Here is a 21,356-nt window from a genome sequence, read left to right on the forward strand (position 1 = left end):
CGCCGCCGAGGGGCGCGGTCGGTCAAGGCTTGGGCTCGCCCAGCGAGGCGAGGCAGCCCACGATGGCGTCGGCGGCCTCGTCCAGCCGTGGGCCGGGGCGCATCATCAGGTCGAAGCGGGCCGAGGCGAAGCTGCAGACCCGCCCGCGCTTTATCGCCGACATGGCCGACCAGCCGGGCCGCCCGGCCATGGCCGAGATTTCGCCCAGCGCCGACACCATCAGCACGTCGGGGTCGGCGCGCACCACGAATTCGGGGCTCATCTTGGGAAAGGGGCCGAGCGTGCCGGGCACTGCGTTGCCCAGCCCGAGGCGGGCAAGGGTTTCCCCGATGAAGGAGCTTTCGCTGGCCGCCGCCATGCCGCCGTGCACTTCGAAGTACACGCGCCGGCCCTGCCAGCCGGCCGGCACGCGGGCCCGGGCGGCGTCCAGCCCGGCATCGAGCTTGCGCCAGTAGGCCTCCCCGGCGCCGGGGCGGCCGGTGGCGCGGGCCACGGTCTCCATCACGCGGCGCAGGTCGGCATGGGTCTTGGCGTCGAGCGCCAGCACCTTGATGCCCAGGCGCTCCAGCGGCTCTGCGGCACGGCTGCGCGGGCGCAACAGCACCAGGTCGGGCTTGAGCGCGACGATGCGCTCGATGTTGGCGTCGTCGATGCCGCCCACCTGCGGCAGGCCCTTCACCGAAGCCGGCCAGTTGGCATGGCGGTCGATGCCGACCAGCCGGTCGCACGCGTCCAGCGCGCAGACGGTTTCGGTCAGCGAGGGCATCAGCGACACGATGCGCCGCGCCGGCGCCTGCAGCTCCAGCGTGGTGCCCCGGTCGTCCTGCAGCCGGATGGCCGTGCCGGCGGCCTGCGCGGCCGGGCCGAAGCCCAGCGCCACGAAAGCCGCGGCCTTGGCGACCCGGCGGACGGTGGAGGCCAGGAGCTGGCGCGGGACGGTAGTCGGCAGGGCGGAAGAGGTCATCGGGCAGGCGGGCGTTGGCCCGCCTATTGTCGCGGCGTGCGCAGGCGCAGCAGCCGCGCGGCCTCTTCCTCGCGCGCGTCGTCCACCTCGCGCAGCACGTTGCGCAGGTCGACCGGGCCGGTCTCGGGCACGAAGCTGCCGGTCAGCTCGGTCTCGGGGCGCAGCTGGCCGCGTTCGTAGAGGTGCCAGATCTCTTCGCCGAAGCGCGTCTTCAGCAGCGCGGGCGCGAACTGGCCGAAGAAGTTGCGCAGGTTCTCCACGTCGCGCAGCAGCATGCGCCGGGCGTGGTTGTTGCCCGCGGCATCGACCGCCTGCGGCAGGTCGATGACGACCGGGCCGTCTTCGGCCAGCAGCACGTTGAACTCCGAAAGGTCGCCGTGCACGATGCCTGCGCACAGCATGCGCATCACCTCGCGCAGCAGGCTGGCGTGGTGGAGTAGCGCGTCTTCGGGCGAGAAGGCCACGTCGTTCAGGCGCGGGGCGGCGTCGCCGTTGGCGTCGGTCACGAGGTCCATCAACAGCACGCCCTCCAGGAAGTTGTGCGGCGTCGGTACGCGCACGCCGGCGGCGGCCAGCCGGTAGAGCGCATCGACCTCGGCGCTCTGCCAGATGGCCTCGGTCACCTGGCGGCCGAAGCGCGTGCCCTTGGCCATGGCCCGCGCCTCGCGGCTGTTCTTGACGCGGCGGTTCTCGGTGTAGTCCACGGCCTGGCGGAAGCTGCGCTTGTCGGCCTCCTTGTAGACCTTGGCGCAGCGTGTCTCGTCGCCGCAGCGCACGACGTAGACCATGGCTTCCTTGCCGCTCATCAGCTGGCGCACCACGTTGTCGATCAGGCCTTCGTCGATCAGGGCCTGCAGTCTCTGGGGTGCTTTCATCGAGATGCCTCCTCGGGCGTAGTGGAACGGGTGGCGAGAAAGTCCCGCAGGCTTCGGGTGCCGACCTGGTAGAGCCTGTCGTGCCGGTACGGCGCGAAGCCCAGGCGGTGGTTGATGGCGAGCATGGGCGCGTTGACCTCGGCGTTGCTGGTGATGGCGAGCGTGACCTCGGGATGGCGCTCGCGCACGAGTTGCAGCATGGCGGCCTTCACGCCCTTGGCGAGACCCTTGCCGCGCCATTTGCGCGACACGGCCGTGAGGCGCTGGCTCATGCGGTCGGGGTAGCGCGCATTCCAGCTGGCCTCGCACATCGCGGCCAGTTCGTCGCCGTCGAGCAGCAGCACCAGGAAGTGCTCGCCGCCGCGGCGGTCCATTTCCGCGTACCAGGGTGCGAAGTCTTCGAGGTCGTAGCGAAAGGGCGGACGCTGCAGGCCGGAGGTGGGTGCGTCGTCGAACAAGCTGGACATCGGGCCCACCAGCGCCGCCAGCCGCTCGTGCGGCACGCGGCCGGCATGCACCTCGGCGCGAAGGCCGTGTGCAGGCGCGAAGCCTTCGGTGCGCCAACGCGCGAGCTCCTGCCAGTCGAGGCCGTCGAAGCGCATGCGGTTCTCGACGCTGCGGTGCTTTTCGCTCGCGCCGATGGCCTGCAGGAAGGCGTGGCCTCCGGGCATGTGCGCCTTGATGGTCGCGATGGATTTGCCGTGCTGCTCCATCTGCGCCAGCAGCGTGCGCAGCAAGGCGCTCGCCACGCCGCGCCGGCGGTGAGGCAGCAGCACGCCGCCCCAGGCGTCGATGAAAGGCGCAAAGGGCTCGCTGCCCGGAGTGCCCGGGCGGCGGAAGCTGGTGCTCAGGCTGCCGATGAATTCGCCGTGCTCGCCCACGGCCAGCACGCGATGAAAGGCATACAGCGGGGCGGTTTTCAGCACCTCGCGCCGGCGGTCGGCGTCGGGCTGCACGGGCTCTCCGGGATGGTCTTCCGCGGAGCGCAGGCGCCAGTAGGCGAGAAAGCGGTCCCAGTCGGCTTCGCTCGCGCGCTGGGGATCGAACACGGTGGTGGTCACGGTATGCCGCGAATGCGCGGCACGGGGTTCAAGCATGGGTTTGCCTTGATTCGAAAAGGAACGGGGCGCGGCCGGCACATGCGTGCTGGCGGCGGCGTTTGAATCGGGGCGGTTTGTTGTCGCTGCGGCGAAAGGGCCGCGGGTACCAGACTGGCCGCGCCCGTCAAGGGCACGTGCTGCGCGGGTGAAGCGTCAGCAGTCGGTCAGAGGGCTAGAGGGGGCACGACAAACCGCACGATGCGGGGGGCGTGAACAGCGGTGTCTTCCATCGCGTACCTCCTTCTGTGGCTGTTTGTCGGAGCGACGACTGTAGCTGGCTTGCCTTGCGCTGTGAAGCGGCGTGTGGTTTTGGCGCTCGCTCGCTCGCTCACTTGCGCATGCTGTGCACGAGCGTAGCCACCGCGGAAGACACGAAGACCGCCGCCAGGAAGCCGCCCCATCCGCTCTTGCGCCGCAGGAAGTTGCTGATGAACACGCCGCCGGTGAGCAGCCAGATCAGCGGGCTGGAGCCGGCCAGGAAGGTCGTGACCACGTAGAGCGCCTGGAACATCATGCTGACGATCCAGCCGATGTGGGACAGGGCGCCGGGCGCGGGGGCGGACGCGGGAGTGGAAGGCGCGGATGGCGCCTGCGTCTGCGCCGGCCGCGCCGCGGCCTGTGGCGCGGCTGCTACAGCGGCAGCCTGTGCCCGGGCTGCATCGCGCTGCGCCTTCTTCTCTGCGGCGATCTGCTCCGCTGTCTTCTCCAGCACGGGCACCGCTGCCTGCGCGGGCTGCCACCACGCGGGCCACGGCGCCTGTCCCGCAGCCGACTGCTTGCGGAACTGGCCCGCGGGCAGGCTGCGTTGCGACGGCGTCTGCGGCACGGCCGGCGCGGTCGCCTTGCCGCCGCCGTGCTTCGCGGCCAGTGCGCGAACGCGTTCCACGTAGGGCGCACCGCGCGCCGCGTCGGTCATCGCGATGAAGTTCGCGTAGCCGCGCAGCGCACCGATCACGTCGCTGTTGCCGTTCCACTGCAAGCCCTGCGGGCCATGCCGTTCGGCCTGGTGCAGCACCGCGCGAAAACGGCGCATCGTGTCGCGGTCGAGTGATAGCTTGTTGTTGACCACGATGCCCGTCACATGCTGCTGCCGGTGTCTGCGCATGACCTGCTGCTTGTCGGGGTGCACCGTGAGGCCTTCGCTGGCCACGATCTGCTTCACGCGCCACAGCAGCTTGGCCGTGTCGCGGCTGTGCGCGGCGTCGGCCGAGAAGCTCAGGTCGTCGGCATAGCGCGTGTAGCGAAAGCCGAGCCTGGCGGCGCTGGCGGCCAGCCGTGCGTCGAGCCGGCGGCACAGCAGGTTGGTCAGCATGGGGCTGGTCGGCGCGCCTTGCGGCAGCACGCGCTCGCCGCGCGCGACGAAGTAGCGGCGGCCGTCGAGCTGCACTTCGTCGGTAGGTGCCTCGGTGCACACCAGCGCGAGCAGGCTCGCCACCTGCTGCGAATAGCCCAGCTGGCGGAACACGCCGCGCACGCGGCGCATGCCGATGGACGGAAAGAAGTCCTTCAGGTCGAGGTTGATCACCACGTCCTGCCCCACGTGCGGCGCGGCATTGGTGAGGATCGAGCGGCCCGGCAGGAAGCCGTGCACCGCGTCGTGCACCGGCATCTTCGCGAGGATGTTGTCGAGCACCCAGTACTGCGCGCGCTTCATGCGCGGCATGGGCGCGGAGATATGGCGCTCGCCGCCGCTCTTCTTGGCAATGGTGAAGCGCTGGTAGTGGCTCACGCTGGCCACGTCGCGGTGCCAGGCCAGGAAGCGCAGTTCGCCCAGGCCGATGCCCATCGCCTGCGCGAGGTCGCCCGCGTGGTGCAAGGCGGGCAGGGCGTTGCGCGCCAGCACCTCGGCGTCGCTGCGTGCCTCGCCCAGGCCGCCGGACACGCCTTCGCCCACGTAGAGCAGTTCGCGCTGGCGCCGCTCGTGCCATGCCAGTGCGCGAGCATGGCGGCCCTGGGCGAGGCGCTGGCGGGTTTCCTCGCGGCGTTCGCGGGCCTTGGCCATGCGCTCCTTGCGCATCGTCTTCAGGGCCTTGTCGCGGTCCTCGATGCCGCGCAGCTCCTCGCCGAGCTTGCTCAGTGCGGCCTGCAGCTCGCTTTCGCGGCGGATCAGCCGGGCCTCTACCGTGGGCTGCGCCGCGTCCTGCGGCCAGAAGCCCAGGCGCTGCATTTCCTCGAGGACCACCTCCTGCTTCGAACCCTTGCGGATGCGCTCGTAGAGCTGCTCGCGCGTGAGTGCCGAGTCGGGAATGGAAGATGCGGGGGGAGACTGCATGGTCATGGCGCTGCGCCACCGGCCGATGCACTGCTGAAGAAAAAAATTGCGAACGAAGCGGGAATCTCGTCGAAGAGCCTCGGGACTGGAGGGCTCCACTCGACGCCGTACACGCATGGTGACGCCGATGAGCTTCGAGGAAGCCGTACTGTTGTCGCGTCACCATGCGTGTACGGCACAGTGAAGAGACGTCCAGTGACGCTTGGGAAGTGCTGTGTGCGAGGGTGGCGATACGCCAACCGGATTGCAAGAGCCTTCCCGCTCCGTTCGCAAAAAGCAGTGTATCAGCCGATGCGTGCGGTCCTTTCCTGATCTGTCGTCGTTGTCGTTGCGTTCTGGATGCCGGCCGTAGCCGGCGAGGCGGACAGGCGCAGCGCGAGCATGTGCTCGCACGGTCCCTTGGTCATGCGGTGGCGCACGAAATGGCCGCACTGGCAGTCGCCCGAGGCCACGCGCTGGTCGGTGTCGAGTTGCAGGCTCACCAGGTATTCGCGCTGGCCGGTCGCGCCCTTGCATTTGCCGCTCAGCGCGAGGCCGCCGTCGGCCCGCGCCTGCGTCTTCACGTTGGCAATGCGGCGTGCGCGCACCAGTTCGGCAGCGGCTTCTTCCTCGGGGCTGGCGTAGCGCAGCTTGTCCATGGGCAGCGGCTCGCGGCTGAGTTCGCGCAGGCGCCAGACGCCGTGCGCCAGGTCGTACACCACGCGGCCGGCCTGCACGTAGCCGCCGAGCGCCGCATCGACCGTGAGCGTCGACAGCCCGGTGGCTGCCGCCAGCTCGGCGGTGGTGGCGCGCCAGCGTTCGCCCAATGCTGTGAACGCGCGAAGCTGGCTGTCCTGGTCGACCGTGTGGCGCGGTTGCAGCAGTTCGAAGTGGCCGTTGCGCGACCAGTCGTTGGCGGTCCAGCCCGAGAGGCCGAGCGTGAATTCCATGTCGGGCAGCTGCGCCACCCAGAAGCTGGGCATGCCGGTGCCCAGCAGGTGCACGGTGAAGCCCTGCGCCACAGGCACCAGGCGTTCGAGCTGCAGCAGCCGGCGCCGGCCCCACACGCGGATGTCGATGTCCGAGGTGGCGCTGTGCGTGGAGCGCGGGCACACCAGCTCGTGCCCCCAGGGCTCGAACAGGATGCGCACCGGCTGGCCCGGCCGCAGGATGAAGCGCAGCGAGCGCGGCCCCACGCGCTCCTTGCGCCGGCGCAGCACGAGGCAGATGTTGTGCACGTCCATCGGGTGCAGCTGCAGCCGCTGCGCCGGCAGCAGCATCGCGCTGCTCACCTGCAGGAAGCCGCGCACCCAGCTGTCGGGCACGTCGATCTTCGGCTCGTGGAAGGCTGGGTCGTTGTCGCTCTGAACCTGGAAGCCGCCGGGGTCGATGGCCAGCCGCGTGGTCTTGTAGTCGCGGATCTTCTGGAACTCGTCGTACAGAGACTCGGAGTAGTCGACGTTGGTGGTGCCGAAGGCATGGTCGCTCACCCGGTCGAAGATGTCGTGGCTGCACGAGAACATGCCGTAGCTCGACTCGTCCTGGCTGAAGCACTCGAAGAACACGCGGTCGGGGTGCACCGTGATGACCGGGTCGAGCACGAACCACGCCTCGCGGTTGACCTTGTAGATGTGGTCGAAGTAGCTCTTCTGCGCGCGCAGGAAGGGCTGCAGCACGGCCGACTTGCGCTTGCGCAGCTCGGCCAGTTCGTCGCGAAGAGGCGCCATCTGAGTCTTCAGCTCGTCGCTGCGCGCCATGAACTGCGCGAGCAATTCGCCTTCCTGCCCGGCCAGCCATTCGAGATACGCGCTCTTGTCGCGCGGCTGGAAGCGCAGGTCGCCCACCACCACGTCGTGCAGGGCCGACATGCCTTCGCGGAACGGCAGGTGGCGGTTGATGTCGGCCACGAAGTGCACCGGCGCGCGCAGCGTGTCGGGCGCGAACTGCAGCGCGGTGCTGTCGGCCGTGTGCTGCGCGCCGGAGTGGCCGAAGTAGCGGTACTGGAATCTCATGCGGCGCTTCCTCCGCCCGGGGCGGCGGGCAGCGCGCGGCGCGGCGCGACGCTGCGTACCGGGGCGGTCTGCAAGGGGTTGTCGAGTTCGGGGAACTGCGCCTGGATGCCGCGCAGCCCCGCCACGTACTGCGCGCGCTCGGTGATGGCGCCGGTGACGGCCTGCCGCGCGAACACGCGTGCCACGATGCGCGCGATGTCTTCCGAATGCGCCGCCTGCGCAGCCAGGAACTGCATGACGCGCGCCTTGGCCAGCCGGCCGCGGTTCGCCTGCGACAGCACGCTCAGGAAGTAGGGCTCCAGCCGCGCGAGCACGTCGGGCTTCCGTCCGGCGGCCGAGGCCAGCCAGTTGGTCACGAACAGCTGCATGCCGGGCGAGGGGTGCTGGCTCAGCTGCAGCATGTAGGTGGTGACGTCGGTCACGTCGAAATGCGTGGTGAGCAACTCGCGGCCCAGCCGCTGCGCGCCGGCGTCCTTGTGGTCGCACAGGCGCACCAGCAGCGCCGGCGTCCATTGGGGCGCGTTGCCCTGGGCGCCGAACCACTGGCGGGCCCAGTCGCGGGCATCGTCCCAGCGGCTGTCGAAGATGCGCAGCGCGTCGCCGAGATTCGCGAGCGTGCGTTCCGGCTGTGCGGCGAGCTGGTCCATGGCCCAGCGGCGCGCGGCGGCGGTGTCGACGAGGCCGAGGCTCGCCGTCTGCAGCACGTCGAAGCCCTGCGGATCTTGCTGCGGCAGCAGCCATGCGCCGAGCTGTTGCGCGCCCTTGCTGCGTGCTTCGAGCAGGCGCAGCGTGACGGCGGGCTCGCCCCGGCGCGTGTGCTCGGCGAGCGGGCCGCGCAGCCATTGCAGCAGGGCGTCGAACACGCCCTCGGCGGCTTCGGCGCGGAACAGCTCGTCGCGCAGCATCGGCATCAGCGCCGCGCCGAACGCCGGATGCTCCGGCAGCAACTGCGCGAGCTTCGGCGCCACGGCCGCGCGAACGGGGGCCATCGGGCTGGCGCAGAAGGCCGCGAACAGCTCGGGCTGGCCGAGCAGCGTGTCGTCGGGCAGGGCGGTGAAAAGGCGCACGCCGGCGCCGCGCAGGCGCGCATCGTCGGACTGCAGCAGCCGTGTGAGCACGGCCACCGGCAGGCCTTGCACCGAGGCCGGGTGCAGCAGCAGCCACTCGGCCGTTGTCGCCACGACCTCGGCTGCAGGGTGATCGAAAAGCGCAAGCAGTTCCGGCAGCGGCGCCTTGGCCGCCGCGGTGCGCAGCAGGCCCTGCAACGCCCATTGCAGGTTCTCGCAGATGGCGGGCAGCTCGGGCGTATCGGCATCGCTGCCCGCGAGCCAGGCCAGCAGTTCGACGCACAGCGCATCGAGCGTCGAGAGGTTCGACGCCGCCGCCTGCAACAGCAGCCGCGAGGCACGTCGCACGTCGGCATCGGCCGAGGTGAGCAGCATCAGCAGCAGATCGACCTGCTGGCTGTACAGGCCCGGATCGCGTGCGATGCATTCGAGCGCGTAGGCGCGCGCCTCGGCGAGCGGAGAGCGCAGCAGCGCCGGCAGCCATGGCATGGGCGCCGTGCCCGCCGCGATGCGCTGGCGCGCAATGGCGAGCGCGAAGCGCGCGGTGTCGTCCCAGTTGCTGGCGAGCAGGCTCCACACGGTGGGCGCGTCCAGCGCCTCGCAGAAGGGCCTGTTGTCTTGCAATGCGCGGGCGGCAAAGGCGTGCACCGCGGCGCAGCGGCCTTGCTGCATCAGCTGCAGCAGGGCTTGCGGATGGCGGTCCCAGCGCTCCGGCCAGGCTTCGGTACGGTCGATGCGCTGCGTGGGCAGCGGGCTGTGGCGGCGCCAGCGCAGTCCGCCGCGCTGGGCTTCCCATTCGGCGTCGTGGCGGTGCAGCAGCTGCATCAGCACCAGCCAATTGCTGTAGGGGCCGGTGTGCCAGCGACCGGGTTCTTCGCTCCAGCGCGGGTCGCGTTGCTGGCCGGCGGTGCCGGCGTCGGCATCGTCGGCGGCGAGCAGCACGCCCATGGCCAGCTGCAGCCAGCTTGCCTCATCGGCCGTGCCGGCCAAAGCCAGACGGCGCAGGCTGCGCCAGGTGCGGCGGCGCAGGTAGTCGCGCGTGCGGTGGCTGTAGGCCAGGCGGCTGTCGGGCCGCACGATTTCTTTCGCGATCTCTACATAGCGGCCGTTCGCCATCGCCCAGCGTCCGCCGGAGCGGAACGCCGCGCGCTGTGTTTCGAGCCGCTGGTGCAGCACGCCGAGCAGTGCGTACTCGCCCGCAAATTCGGCACCCTTGTAGAGGCGCCGCCATGCGCGGAAGCTGCCGGCCGCGAGCTGCAGCGTCTGAGCGATCTCGCGCAGCGCCGCGTGCACCAGGCTGTCGGCGGCGGGGCCTTCGAGCAGCGACAGGTCGAACAGCTGCTCGACCCACGCTGGGAATTTCAATCCGTTCCAGAGCGCGCTGTCGGCCAGGTGATCGCGCAGGCGGGGCATGGCTTGTTCAAGCGGCAGCTCCAGCAGCCCGGCCCAGGCGCGGTGCAGCGCGACCGGCCAGTCGTCGGCGATGCGCGCCATTTCGCTGGCGCGCTGGTCCTGCGGCCACAGGCTCAATGCGGCCCAGCGTGCCGCGCGCGTGACCACGGGCGTGCGGCCGCGCTGGGACAGCTCGCGCATCGCCTCGAACGCACCACCGTCGCCGCAGCGGCCGATGGCCCAGGCGATGCAGTAGTCGAGCATCGGCTCGCCGGTTTCGAGGAGGTCTATGAGGCGTGGCACCGAGGCGGCAAGCCGGCGTTCGCCGATGCGCCACACCACGCGGCTCTGGCGCACCGGCGGCAGCAGTCGCCAGGTGTCGGGGTGGAGGCTGGCGAGTAGCACGGCGTCGCCGGGGTGTGCAAGCGCAACGGGGGCAGGCGATGCTGATGGGGCAGTGGCAAGTGGGGTGCCTTCTATGGTGTAGCCCTGCGCGATCTGCGCCGCCACGGCCTGCTCGAAGGCGGCGGTGGCGGCATCCAGCGGCAGCGGCGAGGGTGTGTGGACGGTTTCCTTCCACTGCTGGCCGTCGCGGCTGGTGCTCACGTGCACCACGTGGCCCGGGGCTTCCGGCAAGGCGAACAGTTCCACCGTGCTGAAGCCGCTCGCGCCCAGCGCGCCCGGCTTCATGCGGATCAATTTCTCTGAGCGAATGCGCTTCACGCGGAGGCCTCCCTGCCTTCGGGTTGGATGCTTGTGCTTCTTGTTCCGCCGAGCATCTTAGCGGCCAGGGGCGCCTGTTGGCCGTGTGTAGCATCGTGCTCGGCAGACATCTTTTCGAACAGGCAGGCAATGAGCGCGATGGCGAATACGGAACACTTACAACAATCGAGTTTTCTCTACTTCACGGGCCAGGGCTCGGACAAGGTCTACCAGGTGCACCTGCGCCAGAAGGACGACGGCTGGGTCGTCGACTACGGCAACGGCCGGCGCGGCGGCACGCTCGCCACGGGCACCAAGACCAGCAGCCCGCTCGCCTACGAGGCCGCGCTGAAGATCTACGAGAAGGTCGTGAAGGAGAAGACGTCCAAGGGCTACACGCCCGACCAGTCCGGCGCGCTCTACACCTCCACGGAGCTCGCGGGCCGCGTGAGCGGCGAGCTGCCGCAACTGCCCACGCTGATTGCCGAGGAACAGCTGGCGCGCTACCTCGACGACCCCGGCTGGGGCCTGCAGGAAAAGGCGGACGGCGAGAACCGCATCCTGCTGATCGAAGGCGGCACGGTGCGCGGCACCAACCGGCGCGGGCTGTTCGTCGACATACCGCAGGCATGGGTCGGCGCCGCCGACGCGCACGCCGGTCGAACGGTGATCGCGGGCGAGCACGTCGGCGATGCTTTCCTGGCCTTCGACCTGCTGGAGATGGCAGGACAGGACCTGCGCGGCGCGCCATTCATCGAGCGCTTCGGCCATCTGCGGAAGGCCGCGGCGACGGTGCCGTGGATCACGGTGCTCGCGCTCGAACTGAGCGCCGAGGGCAAGCGCCGGCGTGCCGCCGAACTGCTGGCCGCGCACAGTGAAGGCTATGTGCTGAAGGCGCTCGACGCGCCGTTCGCGGCGGGCCGCAGCAGCGCCAGCCTGAAGTTCAAGTTCAACCAGAGCGCGACCTGCGAGGTGCTTCGCGTCAATGCGCAGCGCTCGGTGGCCGTGGGCTTGCGCGACGAAGCCGGCGCGATGGTCGATCTCGGCAACGTGACCGTGCCGCCCGGCGAGGCTCTGCCGGCCGTGGGCACGCTGGTCGAGGTGCGCTACCTGTACCGCTATGCCGGCGGCAAGTTCGAACAGCCCGTCTACAAGGGTCGGCGGCCCGACATGACACCGGCCGATGCGGTGCTGTCGCAGGTCACGCGCATCAAGGACCGCAGCGCGGCGCTCGAGGAAGACGGCGAAGCCTGACGCGCTTCAGCCGAACGCGGCACGAAGCAGGGCCGCGAGCCGGTTCGCCTCTGCGGCGCTCGCGATGTTGGTGAAGCCCATCAGCAGCCCTTCGTCGCCGGACGCCGCGACATGCCGGCCCGACAACGGCTGGCAGTTCAGCCCGGCCTGTTGCGCACGGCGGGCCAGCTCCGCATCGCGATGGCCGAGCCCGTCGAAGCGTGCGAGCAGGTGCATGCCGCCGCTCTTCAAGTCGATGCGCACCGCGTCGCCAAAAGCTTTCAGCAAGGCCGAGGCAAGCATGCTCCGGCGGCGCGCGTACAGCAGCCGCATCTTCTTCAGGTGGCGCGAGAAATGGCCCTCGCGCATGAAGTCGGCCACGATGGCTTGCGTGAGCTGCGGGCTGCCGTTCGAGCCGATGCGCGCAGCCTCCTCGAAGCGCGCGCGCAGCGACTCGGGCACCACCAGGTAGCCGAGCGCCAGCCCCGGATACAGCACCTTCGAGAAGCTGCCCGCATACAGCACGCGGTCGTTGCCGTCCAGGCTCTTGAGCGCCGGCAGCGGCGGACCGGCATAGCGATATTCGCCGTCGTAGTCGTCCTCGACGATCCAGGCATTGGCCGTGGAGGCCCATTCGAGCAGCTGCAGCCGCCGTGCCAGCGACATCGACACGCCCAGCGGTGCCTGGTGCGAGGGCGTGACGACGGCCATGCGCGCCTTCGGCGCCTTGCGCAGCCCGCGCGAGACCACCAGTCCCTCTTCGTCGACCGGCACCGGCACCGCGCGCTGGCCGGTGCGGCGAAGAACTTCATGTGTCGGCGGAAAGCCCGGGTCTTCGATCCACACGCGGTCGTCCTTCTTGAGCAGCACGTTCGCAACCAGCGCGAGCGAGGCGCGGTAGCCCGGTGTCACCAGCACCTGCGAGGGATGGCAGGCCACGCCGCGCGACACCTGCAGGTAGGCCGCGATGGCCTCGCGCAACGGCGCGAAGCCCGCGGGCGCGCCGTAGAACATGTCGGCCGCGCCCATGCCCCGCATGCGCCGCGCCGCCAGGCGCGACCACAGCTTGCGCGGGAAGGCATCGAACGACGGGATGCCGAGTTGCAGCAACGGTGGTTCGCCCGGCTGCATGAGTCCGCCGATGGCGACGGGTGCCTCCACGCGCCGGGGTTCGCGCCGCGCCGCATGCTGCACCGGCAGCGACGGCGAGACCACCGTGCCCGCCTGCCCGCGCGACGACAGATAGCCTTCGCCCGTCAACTGGCTGAACGCAGCCTCGACGGTGCCGCGCGCCACACCCAGTTCGCTGGCCAGGTTGCGCGCCGATGCCACGCGGTCGCCGGGGCGCAGCGTGCCTTGCTCGATGGCGTTTCGGTAGCGCTCGTAGATCTGCCGGAACAGGGGCGTGGCCCTGGCGCGGTCGAGCGTCGGTGTTTTCCTGGATGGTTTCTTGCCGCTTGCCATGGCCCAGTCGTTTTGTCGATTCTTGGTTCTTTCGGGTGAGGCATCGTAGGCCTAAGCTCGTTCCATGAACAGCTTGAAGGAATCGATGCGATGAGCGAGAAAGTATTTTTGGCGGGCGCGACCGGGGCCGTGGGCACCGCGCTGATTCCGCTGTTGAAGGACGCGGGCTACGTCGTGTACGGCAGCACGCGGCGCGCCGACCGGGCAGCCGGGTTGGAAGCGCTGGGCGTGCGCCCGGTGGTCGTCGATGTATTCGACGCGACGGCACTGAGGGCAGCCCTCGCGCGCGTCGCGCCGTGGGGCGTGATCCACCAACTCACCGCCTTGCCGAAGGACCTCGATCCGAGGCGCATGGCCGAGGCCGCCGTGCTCAACGCGCGGGTGCGCACCGAGGGCACGCGCAACCTCGTGGCCGCTGCGGCGGCAGCGGGCGCGAAGAGGCTGGTGGCGCAGAGCATCGCGTGGGCCTATGCGCCCGGTGCCAAGCCTTTCACCGAAGACATGCCGCTCGACCTGGACGCGGAGGGTGTGCGCCGCGTCAGCGTCGACGGCGTCGTCGCGCTGGAGCAGGCGGTACTGGGCGCGCCAGGCATGACGTCCACAGTGCTGCGCTACGGCCAGCTCTATGGTCCGGGCACCTCGACCGCCGAGCCGAAGGGCGCGAGCCCGTTGCATGTCGAGGCCGCCGCCGTTGCGGCGCTGCTGGCGTTGCAGCGCTCGGAAGGCGGCGTCTTCAACATCGCCGAGGATGGCGATGAAGTCGGCAGCGAGAAGGCGAAGCGTGCGCTGGGGTGGCGCGCGGATGCCCGGCTGGCGCTGGGGGCGGTGCGGTGAATGCGAAGGAGCCTTTGCTGCCGTGTCACCGCACGTGCCTCGGCTTCGGCGCGCTAGCAGTCGCCGCCGCGGCCTGGGCGCTGCTGCCGCATGCGGGCAGGCAGTCGGCAGTGCGGCTCATCGATGACATCTGCAGCACGGTGAGCCGGCCGATGTTCGCGTCGGCACCATCGGTGGAAGGCCCGGGCGCCGCCGCGCGGCCCGCCACTTCGGTGAAGGTGATCTCGTGCGAGCCGCTGCCGCATGTGCCAGGGAAGTCCGTCACCACCGCCATCGTCGACTTTCCGCCGATGGCCTATTCGCCGGCCCATCGCCACCCGGGTTCGGTGACCGCGATCGTTCTCGAAGGCACGGTGCGCTCGCAGCTTGCCGGCACGCCGCCCGGCAACTACCGCACCGGCGAGACCTTCTTCGAGCCGCCCGGCACGCTGCACCTGTTTGCGGAGAACCCCGATCCGGTGAAGCACGCGAAGCTGGTGTCGGTGTTCGTGGCCGATGAGAACTGCGGGCCGCTGGTGCTGCCGCCCTGAAGAGGGCCTATCGCTTCCAGAACTGCCAGCGCGGCGCTTTCGGTTCGGGCGGCGGCTCTGCCGCCGGCGTTGCGCCTTGGGGCAGCAGCGTGCAGGCAACGTTCGAGATGCGGCCGGATTCATCGAAGCTGATTTCGATGTGCCCCTCGCCCGCGCGCTCGGCCCGGATGGCCGCCGCGGTGCTCGATGTGGCCTCCAGGCCCTGCTGCCGCAGGAAGCTCGTCGCCATCCGCCTGTGGTCCACGTCGAACTGCGAGATCACCTCCATCAGCACCGTGACCGCGCGTGGCAGCGTCACAGGTGCCAGTACCTCGCGCGGCACGTCGTCGAGCAGCACGAAGAGGGCGCCGCCGTCGTAGGGCGCGCGGTAGTAGCAGCGCCCGCCTTCGAGGCCGCCGCACGTCATGGCGATCATGTGGTCGGTGAGGGCATCGTCCAGTTGCAGCGACGCGGAGGTGAAAGCCTCGATCGACTCCGCTTCTCCGCGCTGCCGGATGCGCAGGGCCGCCTCGGTGTGCTGTTCGGGGATGTTGCTCTGCGCGTTGGCCCAGACCCACAGCCACGTGCCGGGGCCCAAGGCGTGTGTGCCGAGCAGTTGCGCGGGGTATCGCAGGTCATCGCCGAAACTCAGCACGCCCTTCTGCACGTCGATGCCCCAGGACCTTTGTCCGATGACATCGCCCAGTGCCATCTGTCTGGCCAGGGCGGAGGCTGCTTGGTCCGAAAAATGATCCTGGAATGTGCTCACGTCAGATCCTGTGTTCGTTGATGAAAGCGCTCAGCGCACCCGATCCCCGTCGCGCACCGATTCCACCGCTCCGTTGTAGAAGCGCACGATGCCCAGGAAGTTGCCCTGGCCGCGGTTGTAGACCCAGTCTTCCATCGGCACGCATTGCTGCGTGATCACCTGTTGCGCCGGGCCGCCGGGGTAGGGCGAAAGCACCCAGGCGACTTGCGGGCGCGGCACGCAGACGAATTCCTTGGACATCGGCTCGCCGCATTTCTGCACGACCGAATACTTGGAGTCGCCCACGCCCGAGAGCATGCCGCCGCAGCTCAGCGATTGGGCGGACGCGCCTGCGCCGTGCAGCAGGGCGGCAATACCGAAGAGGAGGGCGCTCGCGGTGGTGGTGCGCATGGGCGGCAAAGAGAAGCAAAAGGAGGATGTTCCGGCTCGGACTTTATCCGCTGCTTGAAGTTCTAAGCCTTTGCGGTAGTGCCGGAAATGTGCGATGGCGGCCCTGGCGGATGCGGGGTGGTGGCTGACACGCGGTTCCGCCAAGCGATGCGAGCATCGAGGCTCGACTATCGAACCTGGAGGAACACCCGATGACCAGAAAAATCCTGATTGCCTTTGCAGCATCGCTGACGATGCTCGCCGCCGGCACCGCCAGTGCCCAGATCGGCAAGGCCGCCTCCGACGCGACCGACGCCGCCAAGCACAAGATCGACGAGAAGCGCGCGGACAGCGACGCCAAGAAGAGCGGCCCGGTCGGCAAGGCCGTGAACAACGTCAAGTCGGGCTATCACAAGAACCGCTCGAAGAGCTCGGCCGAGAAGGCAAAAAAAGCGTTGAAGGACGCAGGCTGAGCCCAGGCCAAGCGGATCAGGGCTGCCGCGGCTGGATCAAAGGATCGAGCTCCGCGCGCAGCTGCCTGATGGCGATTTCGTGGCGCAGCGTCTGCGGCCCTCGGCCGTAGGTGCCCGCCTTGCGGATCAGGCGCAGTTGCTCGCGCTGCAGCCGGGTCTTCAGCCGCCTCGCGCGCCAGCCATAGGTCCAGCCCATCTCGCGGCGGACCTTGTAGCGCTGCATGGGCGCGCCCAGCCGTACCCATTCGTCGTCGCGGATCAGGTCGCGCTCGGGCACGAAGACGGCTGCCAGCGCATGCAGGTACGTGCCGTTCTCTTTCACGGCCACGCGCCATATCAGGCCCGCCGCGACCAGCGCGGGAATGCCCTTGACGAACAGCAGCACGGCCATTTCTCCGTAGCCGTTGTCGAACAGGTCTTCGAGGAACGGCGAATTCCAGATGAAGTGCATGGCCCACGCGAGCGCGAAGCTCGACAGTGCCGCCGCCACCCGCACAGCCATCGGCCGCTCTGGATGCAGCAGGAACCAGGCGATGCCGAAAGACGCGATGGTGGTGTAGGCCGCATGGCTCCACAGTCCGCTCATGAGCCCGCGCGTGAGCAGGTTGAGGAACACCGGATAGACCTGGTTCTCCAGCGGAAAGTGCATGGAGGCATTGACGGTGTAGCTCAGGTTCTCGATCACCTGGAAGCCCAGCCCCGCCAGCGCGCCGACGATGAGCACCGAGAGATACGTCTGGAACTGGTTGCGCGCGACCAGCACCAGCAGGATGACGCCCGCGATCTTCAGGAACTCTTCCGTGATCGGCCCCGCGATGGCCGGCCCCCAGACCGCCACGAACTCCGGCGATATGAGCTTGGCGCACAGGCTCTGGATCGCGATGTTGGCCGGCGCCGCGAAGTACACCGCGCCCATGCCGCCCCAGGCGAAAGCCAGAATGAACGCCTCCGGCGGATGCTGTTCGAGCAGGTCGAGTGTGCGGAAGGCGGCCAGGAAGATCAGCGTGTAGAGCCCCCACACCAGCAGCCCCAGGAAGGCCGTGACCGGGACCACGCGGAATCCGAGCGAGAACATGTTCACCGTGTAGAACAGGCCGTTGACGATCAGCGCCGTAAGCACCCAGAACGCCGCGCGCTGGGGCTGGAAGAAAGAGTCGGTACCGACCGGCCACGAGGCCTGGTCCTTGTCGAGGGCGGGAGCGTCGATGTTCATTCCTGCGGCGCCTCGATGTCCATGGAGTCCAGCATGCCGCGGGCTTCCGCCAGCGCGTCGTCCAGCCCGTCGTTGGGTCCGTAGAAGTCGATCTGCACGAGCGACTTGCGCCGCATGTCGACCACCTGCCAGAAGCGACCGGCCAGCTTGGAGCCGTAGTACGCGAAAGTCTTGCCCTGCAGGCCCCATGACGTCACGAAGTCGGACACGTCGCCGTCGATGGTCAGGCCCTGGCCGCGCTCCATGAGCCGCTGCTGCCGCACCAGCGGACCGTCGGGGCCGCCCGCCCAGGGCTCCGTCGTCACCCGGAATTTGTGGCCGCCCTTGAGCAGCATCAGCGAGCGGCCGGCCTTGGAGCGCGCCACGTCCATCTTCCAGCCCTCGGCCGGCACGAACCGCGCCTGGCCCGCATCGATGGTTTCGCCGGCCGCCAGCGCCAACGGGCGTGCGCCGGGCGTGTGGCGGTCCCAGAAAGTCAGCCCGCCGACGTAGGCGGCAATGGCGAGCAGAACCGCGAGCGCGCCGGGCCAGGTGCGGTAGGGGATTCGGCGGGAGGGCTCGTGCATGGGTTGATCGTGCCATATGGACGACCTTCATCGCGCACGAGTCACGCCCGAGGTCCGCGCGACTTTGCGACGCCGAAGCCCACGATCACGGCCGCGCAAACAAAGGCCAGCAGCGCCAGCCACACCGACCTGGTGAACCCGTAAGTACCCAGCGCCACGCCTGCCGCGACGAAGATGCCGAGCCATTCGAGCACGGCGTCGAGCCAGCTCCTGGGCCTGGACGGTGGCCGCGCGGCCTGTGGCGCGACTGGCTCCCGCCTCGGCTTCTTCCTGTCAGCCTGCGGAAACAGGCCTTTCAGTTCCTCCGTGGGCCAGGACCCCGCATCGGTCGAGCCCGCGCCCGACAACAGCCATACCGGGTTCGCGCCGTGTGCCGACAAGTCTTTCGCCAGCTGCTTCATCTCGCCACTCGCGGCATCGGGCGTGTCGATGGCCGCCAGATCGGCGCGCAGCCATTTCTCGGCTTCGGCGGCGTCGGGCAACCCGCTGGTCCGCAGCAGCAGATGATCCGCGAAACCATGCGCGATCAGTTCCGCAAAGCAGTCAAAAATGGGCCGGTAACGCTCGCCGACTGCCGCCAGGATGGCCTCGCGCCGGCTCGCCAATCGCGCCAATGCAGTTCGCTTGTCGGTCACGAGGTAGGGGTACGTGGCCTCCGCGCCGAAATGTTCCAGGCATTCCGCGCGGTCCGCGACGGCGGCTTCATCTTCGATGTCGCATTCGTCGATGAACCGCGCATGCCGGATGTCGTCCGCGCCGAAGAGCGCGCGCCAGAACAGCGGGAAGAACGCATTGGCTTCCAGTTCGCCGCCGTGACCGAAGAAGCCGCGCCATTCGTTGCGGCTGCCCTCGGGCATGCGAGGCAGGGCGGAACTGGACAGGAAGACGGGATGCGACATGGATTCCTTCCGGCGCGGCGGCACAAGGCTGCGTAGATTACTTTCTTGTCACCGGCCTGTCAGGCTATCCGTGGATGGGCTTCCTACAGTGCGGCGCGGGCGGACATTTCGTTCATCCGTTCACGGCAAGGCAAGGCAAAGCAAGAGAAGGAAAGCCATGGTTCGCATCAGACTCCACATTCCCGCCGTCGCGGCGCTGCTCGCATTGGCGGCCACCGGCGCCACCGCATCGGGCACGCATGCAGGCGGCCACGACGCCGCCGCCGACAGCGCCATCGGCAAGCCCGGCGCGGCCGGGAAATCGGTTCGCACGATCCATGTCGACATGACCGACAACATGCGCTTCACCCCGTCCGACATCCGCGTGAAGCAGGGAGAGACGGTGCGCTTCGTGGTCAGGAACGTGGGTGTCCTGAAGCACGAGCTGGTGCTGGGAACTGGGAAGGATCTGCGCGCGCACTACGAGGCGATGATGAAGAACCCCGAGATGGAGCACGCCGATCCGAACATGGTGACGCTGGCGCCGGGCAAGACCGGCGAGGTGCTCTGGCAGTTCACGCAGGCGGGCAAGGTCGATTTCGGCTGCCTGCAGCCGGGGCACTATGACGCCGGCATGAAGGGCGCGGTGAGCGTGGCGAAGGCTGGCCGCTGACCTTCTGCGTGCCTGCCCGTTCGATCGCCGCTCAGCCGCCGATGGGCGAGCACAGCTCGACCAGCGTGCCGTCGGGGCAGCGCACATAGGAGACCACCTGTCCCCATGGCTTGGAGACGGGCGCGGACAATTCGGATGCCCCTGCCGCAATCGCTCGTGCATGCGCTCCCGCGACATCGTCGGTAACGAAGCCCAGCTCCATGCCCAGCGGCTTGGCCGAGGCCGATGCAGCAACATGCCCTTGCGGGAAATTGGACTCCGCAAGCTCGTGCGCGGCAAAGGCGAGGGTGGTCTCGCCGGTCGCGAGCTCGCCGTAGGTGTTCGATTCGTGAAGAAACTTGCGCGTGAAGCCGAAGGCCTGTTCGAAGAACTGAAGCGATTGGGCGACGTCGGGAACGTAGACGATGGTGTAGCCGAATTTCATGGGTGTCGGATGCGTGAGTGCGCGGTCGAGTGAAACAGCCGGCACTCTATCTGGAGTCGATTGGCGGTGTGAGCCGCGAAAGGCCGGGAAGCTCGACCGCCTGGCATCGCCGTATCACCTCGGCGAAGCTGGGCTCGAACACGCGGTTGGCGGCCTCCCACTTGCCGTGTTCCTGCAGGTAGGCGGGCAGCAGTTCGTCCAGTTCGGCCCACACCGCCGATTCGTCGACTGTGAGCAGCCGGCCGTCCTGCGAGACGATCCGCCCGGCCACCATCACGAGTTCGACCGAGCTGCCGTTCTCGCAATAGACCAGCTGTTTTGCGATGTCGTTGCGTGGCCGGAAGTTGTCGTTGTCCAGGTCCAGCATGACGAGGTCCGCGGCCTTGCCGACTTCGAGCGAACCTGTCACTTCGTCGAGCAGCGCGGTGCGCGCGCCGTCGATGGTGGCCATCTTCAGCACCTCGGCGGCGCGCGGCCATTCGGCGGCGTCGGCGCCCGGGCCGTTGTGCATCAGCGCGGCAAAACGCATCAGGTCGAAGACGCGCGCGCTGTCGTTGGACGAGAGGCCGTCGGTGCCCAGCCCGATGCGCACGCCCGCATCCATCAGCTTGCGGATGGGCGACAGCCCCGAGCCCAGCTTGAGGTTGCTCAGCGGGTTGTGCACCACCGTGCAGCCGGCCTCGCCCATGCGCGCAATGTCGGCATCGGTGAGCCAGATGGCGTGCGCCAGGGTGGCGTGGTGGTCGAGGATGCCGATGTCGTGCATGTGCGCCAGCAGCGTCTTGCCGTAGAACATCTGGCCTGCCACGGCCTGCACCTTCGTCTCCAGCAGGTGGGTGTGCAGCGGCACGCCGTGCTGCACCGCCAGCGCGTGGCAGGCCTGCAGCATGTCGACGGTGCAGCGCTGCGGCGCCGAGGGCGTGATGGCAAAGCGCAGGCGGCCATCGGCCTGCCCGTGGAACAGCCTGAACGCCTCCTGGCAATACGCCGTGTAGTCGGCGGCCGTGGCCGGTGCGCCGAATTTCAGCTGCGCGCTCAGGTGTTCGGGAAACAGCTCGTGGCCGAAGGGCGTGGAGTCGAGCACCGGCGTGTTGAGCACCGCGCTCGACACATTGACCCGGATGCCCGCGTCCCGGTATGCGCGGAAGACGATGCCGAGCCGGTCGATGCTGTGCGCCATCGGGTCGAAGAAGTCGTCGCACAGGGTGGTCACGCCGCTTTTCAGCGACTGCGTGGCGAGCAGCAGCGTGCGCAGGTACAGCAGGCGGTCTCCGATGGGGCTGCCGCTGAGGTACGTGTAGGCGTACAGCAGCCAGGTCTCCAGCGGCATGCCTTCGTAGCGGCCCTTGAAGAAGGTCTCGCTCGAATGCGTGTGTGCGTTGACGAGGCCCGGCATCAGCAGCTTGCCGCGCGCTTCGACGAGTGTGCAGGCCTGCGGCACGGGCAGGTCGGGGCCGATGGCTTCGATCCTGCCGTCCCGCAGCAGCAGGTCGGCATGCACGGGCTGCGTGCCCTGCGGCCCGGCCAGGGTCAGTACCTCGGCGCCGCGGATCAGTGTGAGGGCTGGCGTGGTCGTCATGTGCCGCCT

Annotated in this window: 19 protein-coding genes; 5 read left to right on the forward strand and 14 right to left on the reverse strand. The window is 69.0% G+C overall.

Translation table 11 applies throughout. The features are described from left to right. Nucleotides 1-22: 22 nt before the first annotated feature. From AC1RVW_RS03275 to AC1RVW_RS03300, 6 genes are all read right to left on the reverse strand, one after another. Nucleotides 23-964 carry an ABC transporter substrate-binding protein gene (locus AC1RVW_RS03275; protein ID WP_493197992.1) on the reverse strand — a complete coding sequence of 314 codons (942 nt, stop codon included), beginning with the start codon at nucleotides 962-964 and terminating at the stop codon, nucleotides 23-25. Between the two features lie 23 nt (nucleotides 965-987). After that, nucleotides 988-1,839: a PA4780 family RIO1-like protein kinase gene (locus AC1RVW_RS03280; protein ID WP_493197994.1), complete on the reverse strand. Its 852-nt coding sequence runs from the start codon at nucleotides 1,837-1,839 to the stop codon at nucleotides 988-990. Beyond that, nucleotides 1,836-2,936 carry a GNAT family N-acetyltransferase gene (locus AC1RVW_RS03285; protein WP_493197995.1) on the reverse strand — a complete coding sequence of 367 codons (1,101 nt, stop codon included), beginning with the start codon at nucleotides 2,934-2,936 and terminating at the stop codon, nucleotides 1,836-1,838. Before AC1RVW_RS03285 ends, AC1RVW_RS03280 begins: the two co-directional genes overlap by 4 nt. A gap of 331 nt (nucleotides 2,937-3,267) precedes the next feature. Next, on the reverse strand, nucleotides 3,268-5,217 hold the full coding sequence (locus AC1RVW_RS03290) for a reverse transcriptase family protein (protein WP_493197997.1): 1,950 nt from the start codon (nucleotides 5,215-5,217) through the stop codon (nucleotides 3,268-3,270). 278 nt (nucleotides 5,218-5,495) lie between these two features. Continuing rightward, a complete protein-coding gene (locus tag AC1RVW_RS03295; RefSeq protein ID WP_493197999.1) occupies nucleotides 5,496-7,202 on the reverse strand; it encodes an SWIM zinc finger family protein in 1,707 nt (568 codons plus the stop codon). Continuing rightward, nucleotides 7,199-10,384: a hypothetical protein gene (locus AC1RVW_RS03300; protein WP_493198001.1), complete on the reverse strand. Its 3,186-nt coding sequence runs from the start codon at nucleotides 10,382-10,384 to the stop codon at nucleotides 7,199-7,201. The genes AC1RVW_RS03295 and AC1RVW_RS03300 overlap by 4 nt, the downstream gene beginning before the upstream one ends. Before the next feature lie 138 nt (nucleotides 10,385-10,522). On the opposite strand from AC1RVW_RS03300, the gene AC1RVW_RS03305 reads away from it, so the two are divergent. Continuing rightward, nucleotides 10,523-11,617: an ATP-dependent DNA ligase gene (locus AC1RVW_RS03305; RefSeq protein WP_285411074.1), complete on the forward strand. Its 1,095-nt coding sequence runs from the start codon at nucleotides 10,523-10,525 to the stop codon at nucleotides 11,615-11,617. 6 nt (nucleotides 11,618-11,623) lie between these two features. Here the strand turns inward: AC1RVW_RS03305 and pdxR are convergent, their stop codons facing one another. After that, entirely contained in the window at nucleotides 11,624-13,060 is a 1,437-nt protein-coding gene (gene pdxR / locus AC1RVW_RS03310; protein WP_493198003.1) for a MocR-like pyridoxine biosynthesis transcription factor PdxR, read from the reverse strand. A 90-nt stretch (nucleotides 13,061-13,150) separates the two neighbouring features. On the opposite strand from pdxR, the gene AC1RVW_RS03315 reads away from it, so the two are divergent. Both AC1RVW_RS03315 and AC1RVW_RS03320 read left to right on the forward strand, forming a co-directional pair. After that, nucleotides 13,151-13,894: an NAD-dependent epimerase/dehydratase family protein gene (locus AC1RVW_RS03315; protein WP_493198005.1), complete on the forward strand. Its 744-nt coding sequence runs from the start codon at nucleotides 13,151-13,153 to the stop codon at nucleotides 13,892-13,894. A 110-nt stretch (nucleotides 13,895-14,004) separates the two neighbouring features. Further along, the gene (locus AC1RVW_RS03320) at nucleotides 14,005-14,424 is read left to right on the forward strand and encodes a cupin domain-containing protein (RefSeq protein ID WP_493198007.1); all 420 of its coding nucleotides are present in this window, start codon (nucleotides 14,005-14,007) and stop codon (nucleotides 14,422-14,424) included. 7 nt (nucleotides 14,425-14,431) lie between these two features. Here AC1RVW_RS03320 and AC1RVW_RS03325 read toward each other — a convergent pair whose 3' ends face one another. Then, on the reverse strand, nucleotides 14,432-15,172 hold the full coding sequence (locus tag AC1RVW_RS03325; protein WP_493198009.1) for a DUF6882 domain-containing protein: 741 nt from the start codon (nucleotides 15,170-15,172) through the stop codon (nucleotides 14,432-14,434). 30 nt (nucleotides 15,173-15,202) lie between these two features. Beyond that, a complete protein-coding gene (locus AC1RVW_RS03330; protein ID WP_493198011.1) occupies nucleotides 15,203-15,562 on the reverse strand; it encodes a DUF2845 domain-containing protein in 360 nt (119 codons plus the stop codon). A gap of 191 nt (nucleotides 15,563-15,753) precedes the next feature. Here AC1RVW_RS03330 and AC1RVW_RS03335 point away from each other — a divergent pair, with 191 nt between their 5' ends. After that, nucleotides 15,754-16,014 carry a hypothetical protein gene (locus tag AC1RVW_RS03335; RefSeq protein WP_493198013.1) on the forward strand — a complete coding sequence of 87 codons (261 nt, stop codon included), beginning with the start codon at nucleotides 15,754-15,756 and terminating at the stop codon, nucleotides 16,012-16,014. A gap of 16 nt (nucleotides 16,015-16,030) precedes the next feature. On the opposite strand, the gene AC1RVW_RS03340 is transcribed toward AC1RVW_RS03335, so the two are convergent. From AC1RVW_RS03340 to AC1RVW_RS03350, 3 genes are read right to left on the reverse strand one after another with little or no spacing between them, the layout of a single operon-like run. After that, on the reverse strand, nucleotides 16,031-17,227 hold the full coding sequence (locus AC1RVW_RS03340) for a PrsW family intramembrane metalloprotease (RefSeq protein WP_493198014.1): 1,197 nt from the start codon (nucleotides 17,225-17,227) through the stop codon (nucleotides 16,031-16,033). Next, entirely contained in the window at nucleotides 17,224-17,793 is a 570-nt protein-coding gene (locus AC1RVW_RS03345; RefSeq protein WP_081269049.1) for a hypothetical protein, read from the reverse strand. The genes AC1RVW_RS03340 and AC1RVW_RS03345 overlap by 4 nt, the downstream gene beginning before the upstream one ends. A gap of 41 nt (nucleotides 17,794-17,834) precedes the next feature. Continuing rightward, nucleotides 17,835-18,692, reverse strand: a complete 858-nt coding sequence (locus tag AC1RVW_RS03350; RefSeq protein ID WP_493198016.1) for a hypothetical protein — start codon at nucleotides 18,690-18,692, stop codon at nucleotides 17,835-17,837. Nucleotides 18,693-18,849: 157 nt separating this feature from the next. On the opposite strand from AC1RVW_RS03350, the gene AC1RVW_RS03355 reads away from it, so the two are divergent. Then, complete coding sequence (locus AC1RVW_RS03355; protein ID WP_081269047.1) at nucleotides 18,850-19,344, forward strand: cupredoxin domain-containing protein; 495 nt, start codon at nucleotides 18,850-18,852, stop codon at nucleotides 19,342-19,344. A gap of 31 nt (nucleotides 19,345-19,375) precedes the next feature. Here the strand turns inward: AC1RVW_RS03355 and AC1RVW_RS03360 are convergent, their stop codons facing one another. Continuing rightward, nucleotides 19,376-19,768: a VOC family protein gene (locus AC1RVW_RS03360; protein ID WP_081269046.1), complete on the reverse strand. Its 393-nt coding sequence runs from the start codon at nucleotides 19,766-19,768 to the stop codon at nucleotides 19,376-19,378. A gap of 46 nt (nucleotides 19,769-19,814) precedes the next feature. Continuing rightward, nucleotides 19,815-21,347: an amidohydrolase family protein gene (locus AC1RVW_RS03365; protein WP_493198019.1), complete on the reverse strand. Its 1,533-nt coding sequence runs from the start codon at nucleotides 21,345-21,347 to the stop codon at nucleotides 19,815-19,817. Nucleotides 21,348-21,356 lie beyond the last annotated feature (9 nt).

Source organism: Variovorax sp. MPBD4-3 (assembly GCF_058809745.1).

Excerpts from the sequence above, each read along its gene's own strand:
- AC1RVW_RS03335 (WP_493198013.1), top strand. The coding sequence starts at position 15,754 with ATGACCAGAAAAATCCTGATTGCCTTTGCAGCATCGCTGACGATGCTC.
- AC1RVW_RS03330 (WP_493198011.1), bottom strand. The coding sequence starts at position 15,562 with ATGCGCACCACCACCGCGAGCGCCCTCCTCTTCGGTATTGCCGCCCTG.
- AC1RVW_RS03365 (WP_493198019.1), bottom strand. The coding sequence starts at position 21,347 with ATGACGACCACGCCAGCCCTCACACTGATCCGCGGCGCCGAGGTACTG.
- AC1RVW_RS03305 (WP_285411074.1), top strand. The coding sequence starts at position 10,523 with ATGGCGAATACGGAACACTTACAACAATCGAGTTTTCTCTACTTCACG.
- AC1RVW_RS03280 (WP_493197994.1), bottom strand. The coding sequence starts at position 1,839 with ATGAAAGCACCCCAGAGACTGCAGGCCCTGATCGACGAAGGCCTGATC.
- AC1RVW_RS03295 (WP_493197999.1), bottom strand. The coding sequence starts at position 7,202 with ATGAGATTCCAGTACCGCTACTTCGGCCACTCCGGCGCGCAGCACACG.
- AC1RVW_RS03350 (WP_493198016.1), bottom strand. The coding sequence starts at position 18,692 with ATGTCGCATCCCGTCTTCCTGTCCAGTTCCGCCCTGCCTCGCATGCCC.
- AC1RVW_RS03340 (WP_493198014.1), bottom strand. The coding sequence starts at position 17,227 with ATGAACATCGACGCTCCCGCCCTCGACAAGGACCAGGCCTCGTGGCCG.
- pdxR (WP_493198003.1), bottom strand. The coding sequence starts at position 13,060 with ATGGCAAGCGGCAAGAAACCATCCAGGAAAACACCGACGCTCGACCGC.
- AC1RVW_RS03355 (WP_081269047.1), top strand. The coding sequence starts at position 18,850 with ATGGTTCGCATCAGACTCCACATTCCCGCCGTCGCGGCGCTGCTCGCA.
- AC1RVW_RS03345 (WP_081269049.1), bottom strand. The coding sequence starts at position 17,793 with ATGCACGAGCCCTCCCGCCGAATCCCCTACCGCACCTGGCCCGGCGCG.
- AC1RVW_RS03285 (WP_493197995.1), bottom strand. The coding sequence starts at position 2,936 with ATGCTTGAACCCCGTGCCGCGCATTCGCGGCATACCGTGACCACCACC.
- AC1RVW_RS03275 (WP_493197992.1), bottom strand. The coding sequence starts at position 964 with ATGACCTCTTCCGCCCTGCCGACTACCGTCCCGCGCCAGCTCCTGGCC.
- AC1RVW_RS03360 (WP_081269046.1), bottom strand. The coding sequence starts at position 19,768 with ATGAAATTCGGCTACACCATCGTCTACGTTCCCGACGTCGCCCAATCG.
- AC1RVW_RS03290 (WP_493197997.1), bottom strand. The coding sequence starts at position 5,217 with ATGACCATGCAGTCTCCCCCCGCATCTTCCATTCCCGACTCGGCACTC.
- AC1RVW_RS03315 (WP_493198005.1), top strand. The coding sequence starts at position 13,151 with ATGAGCGAGAAAGTATTTTTGGCGGGCGCGACCGGGGCCGTGGGCACC.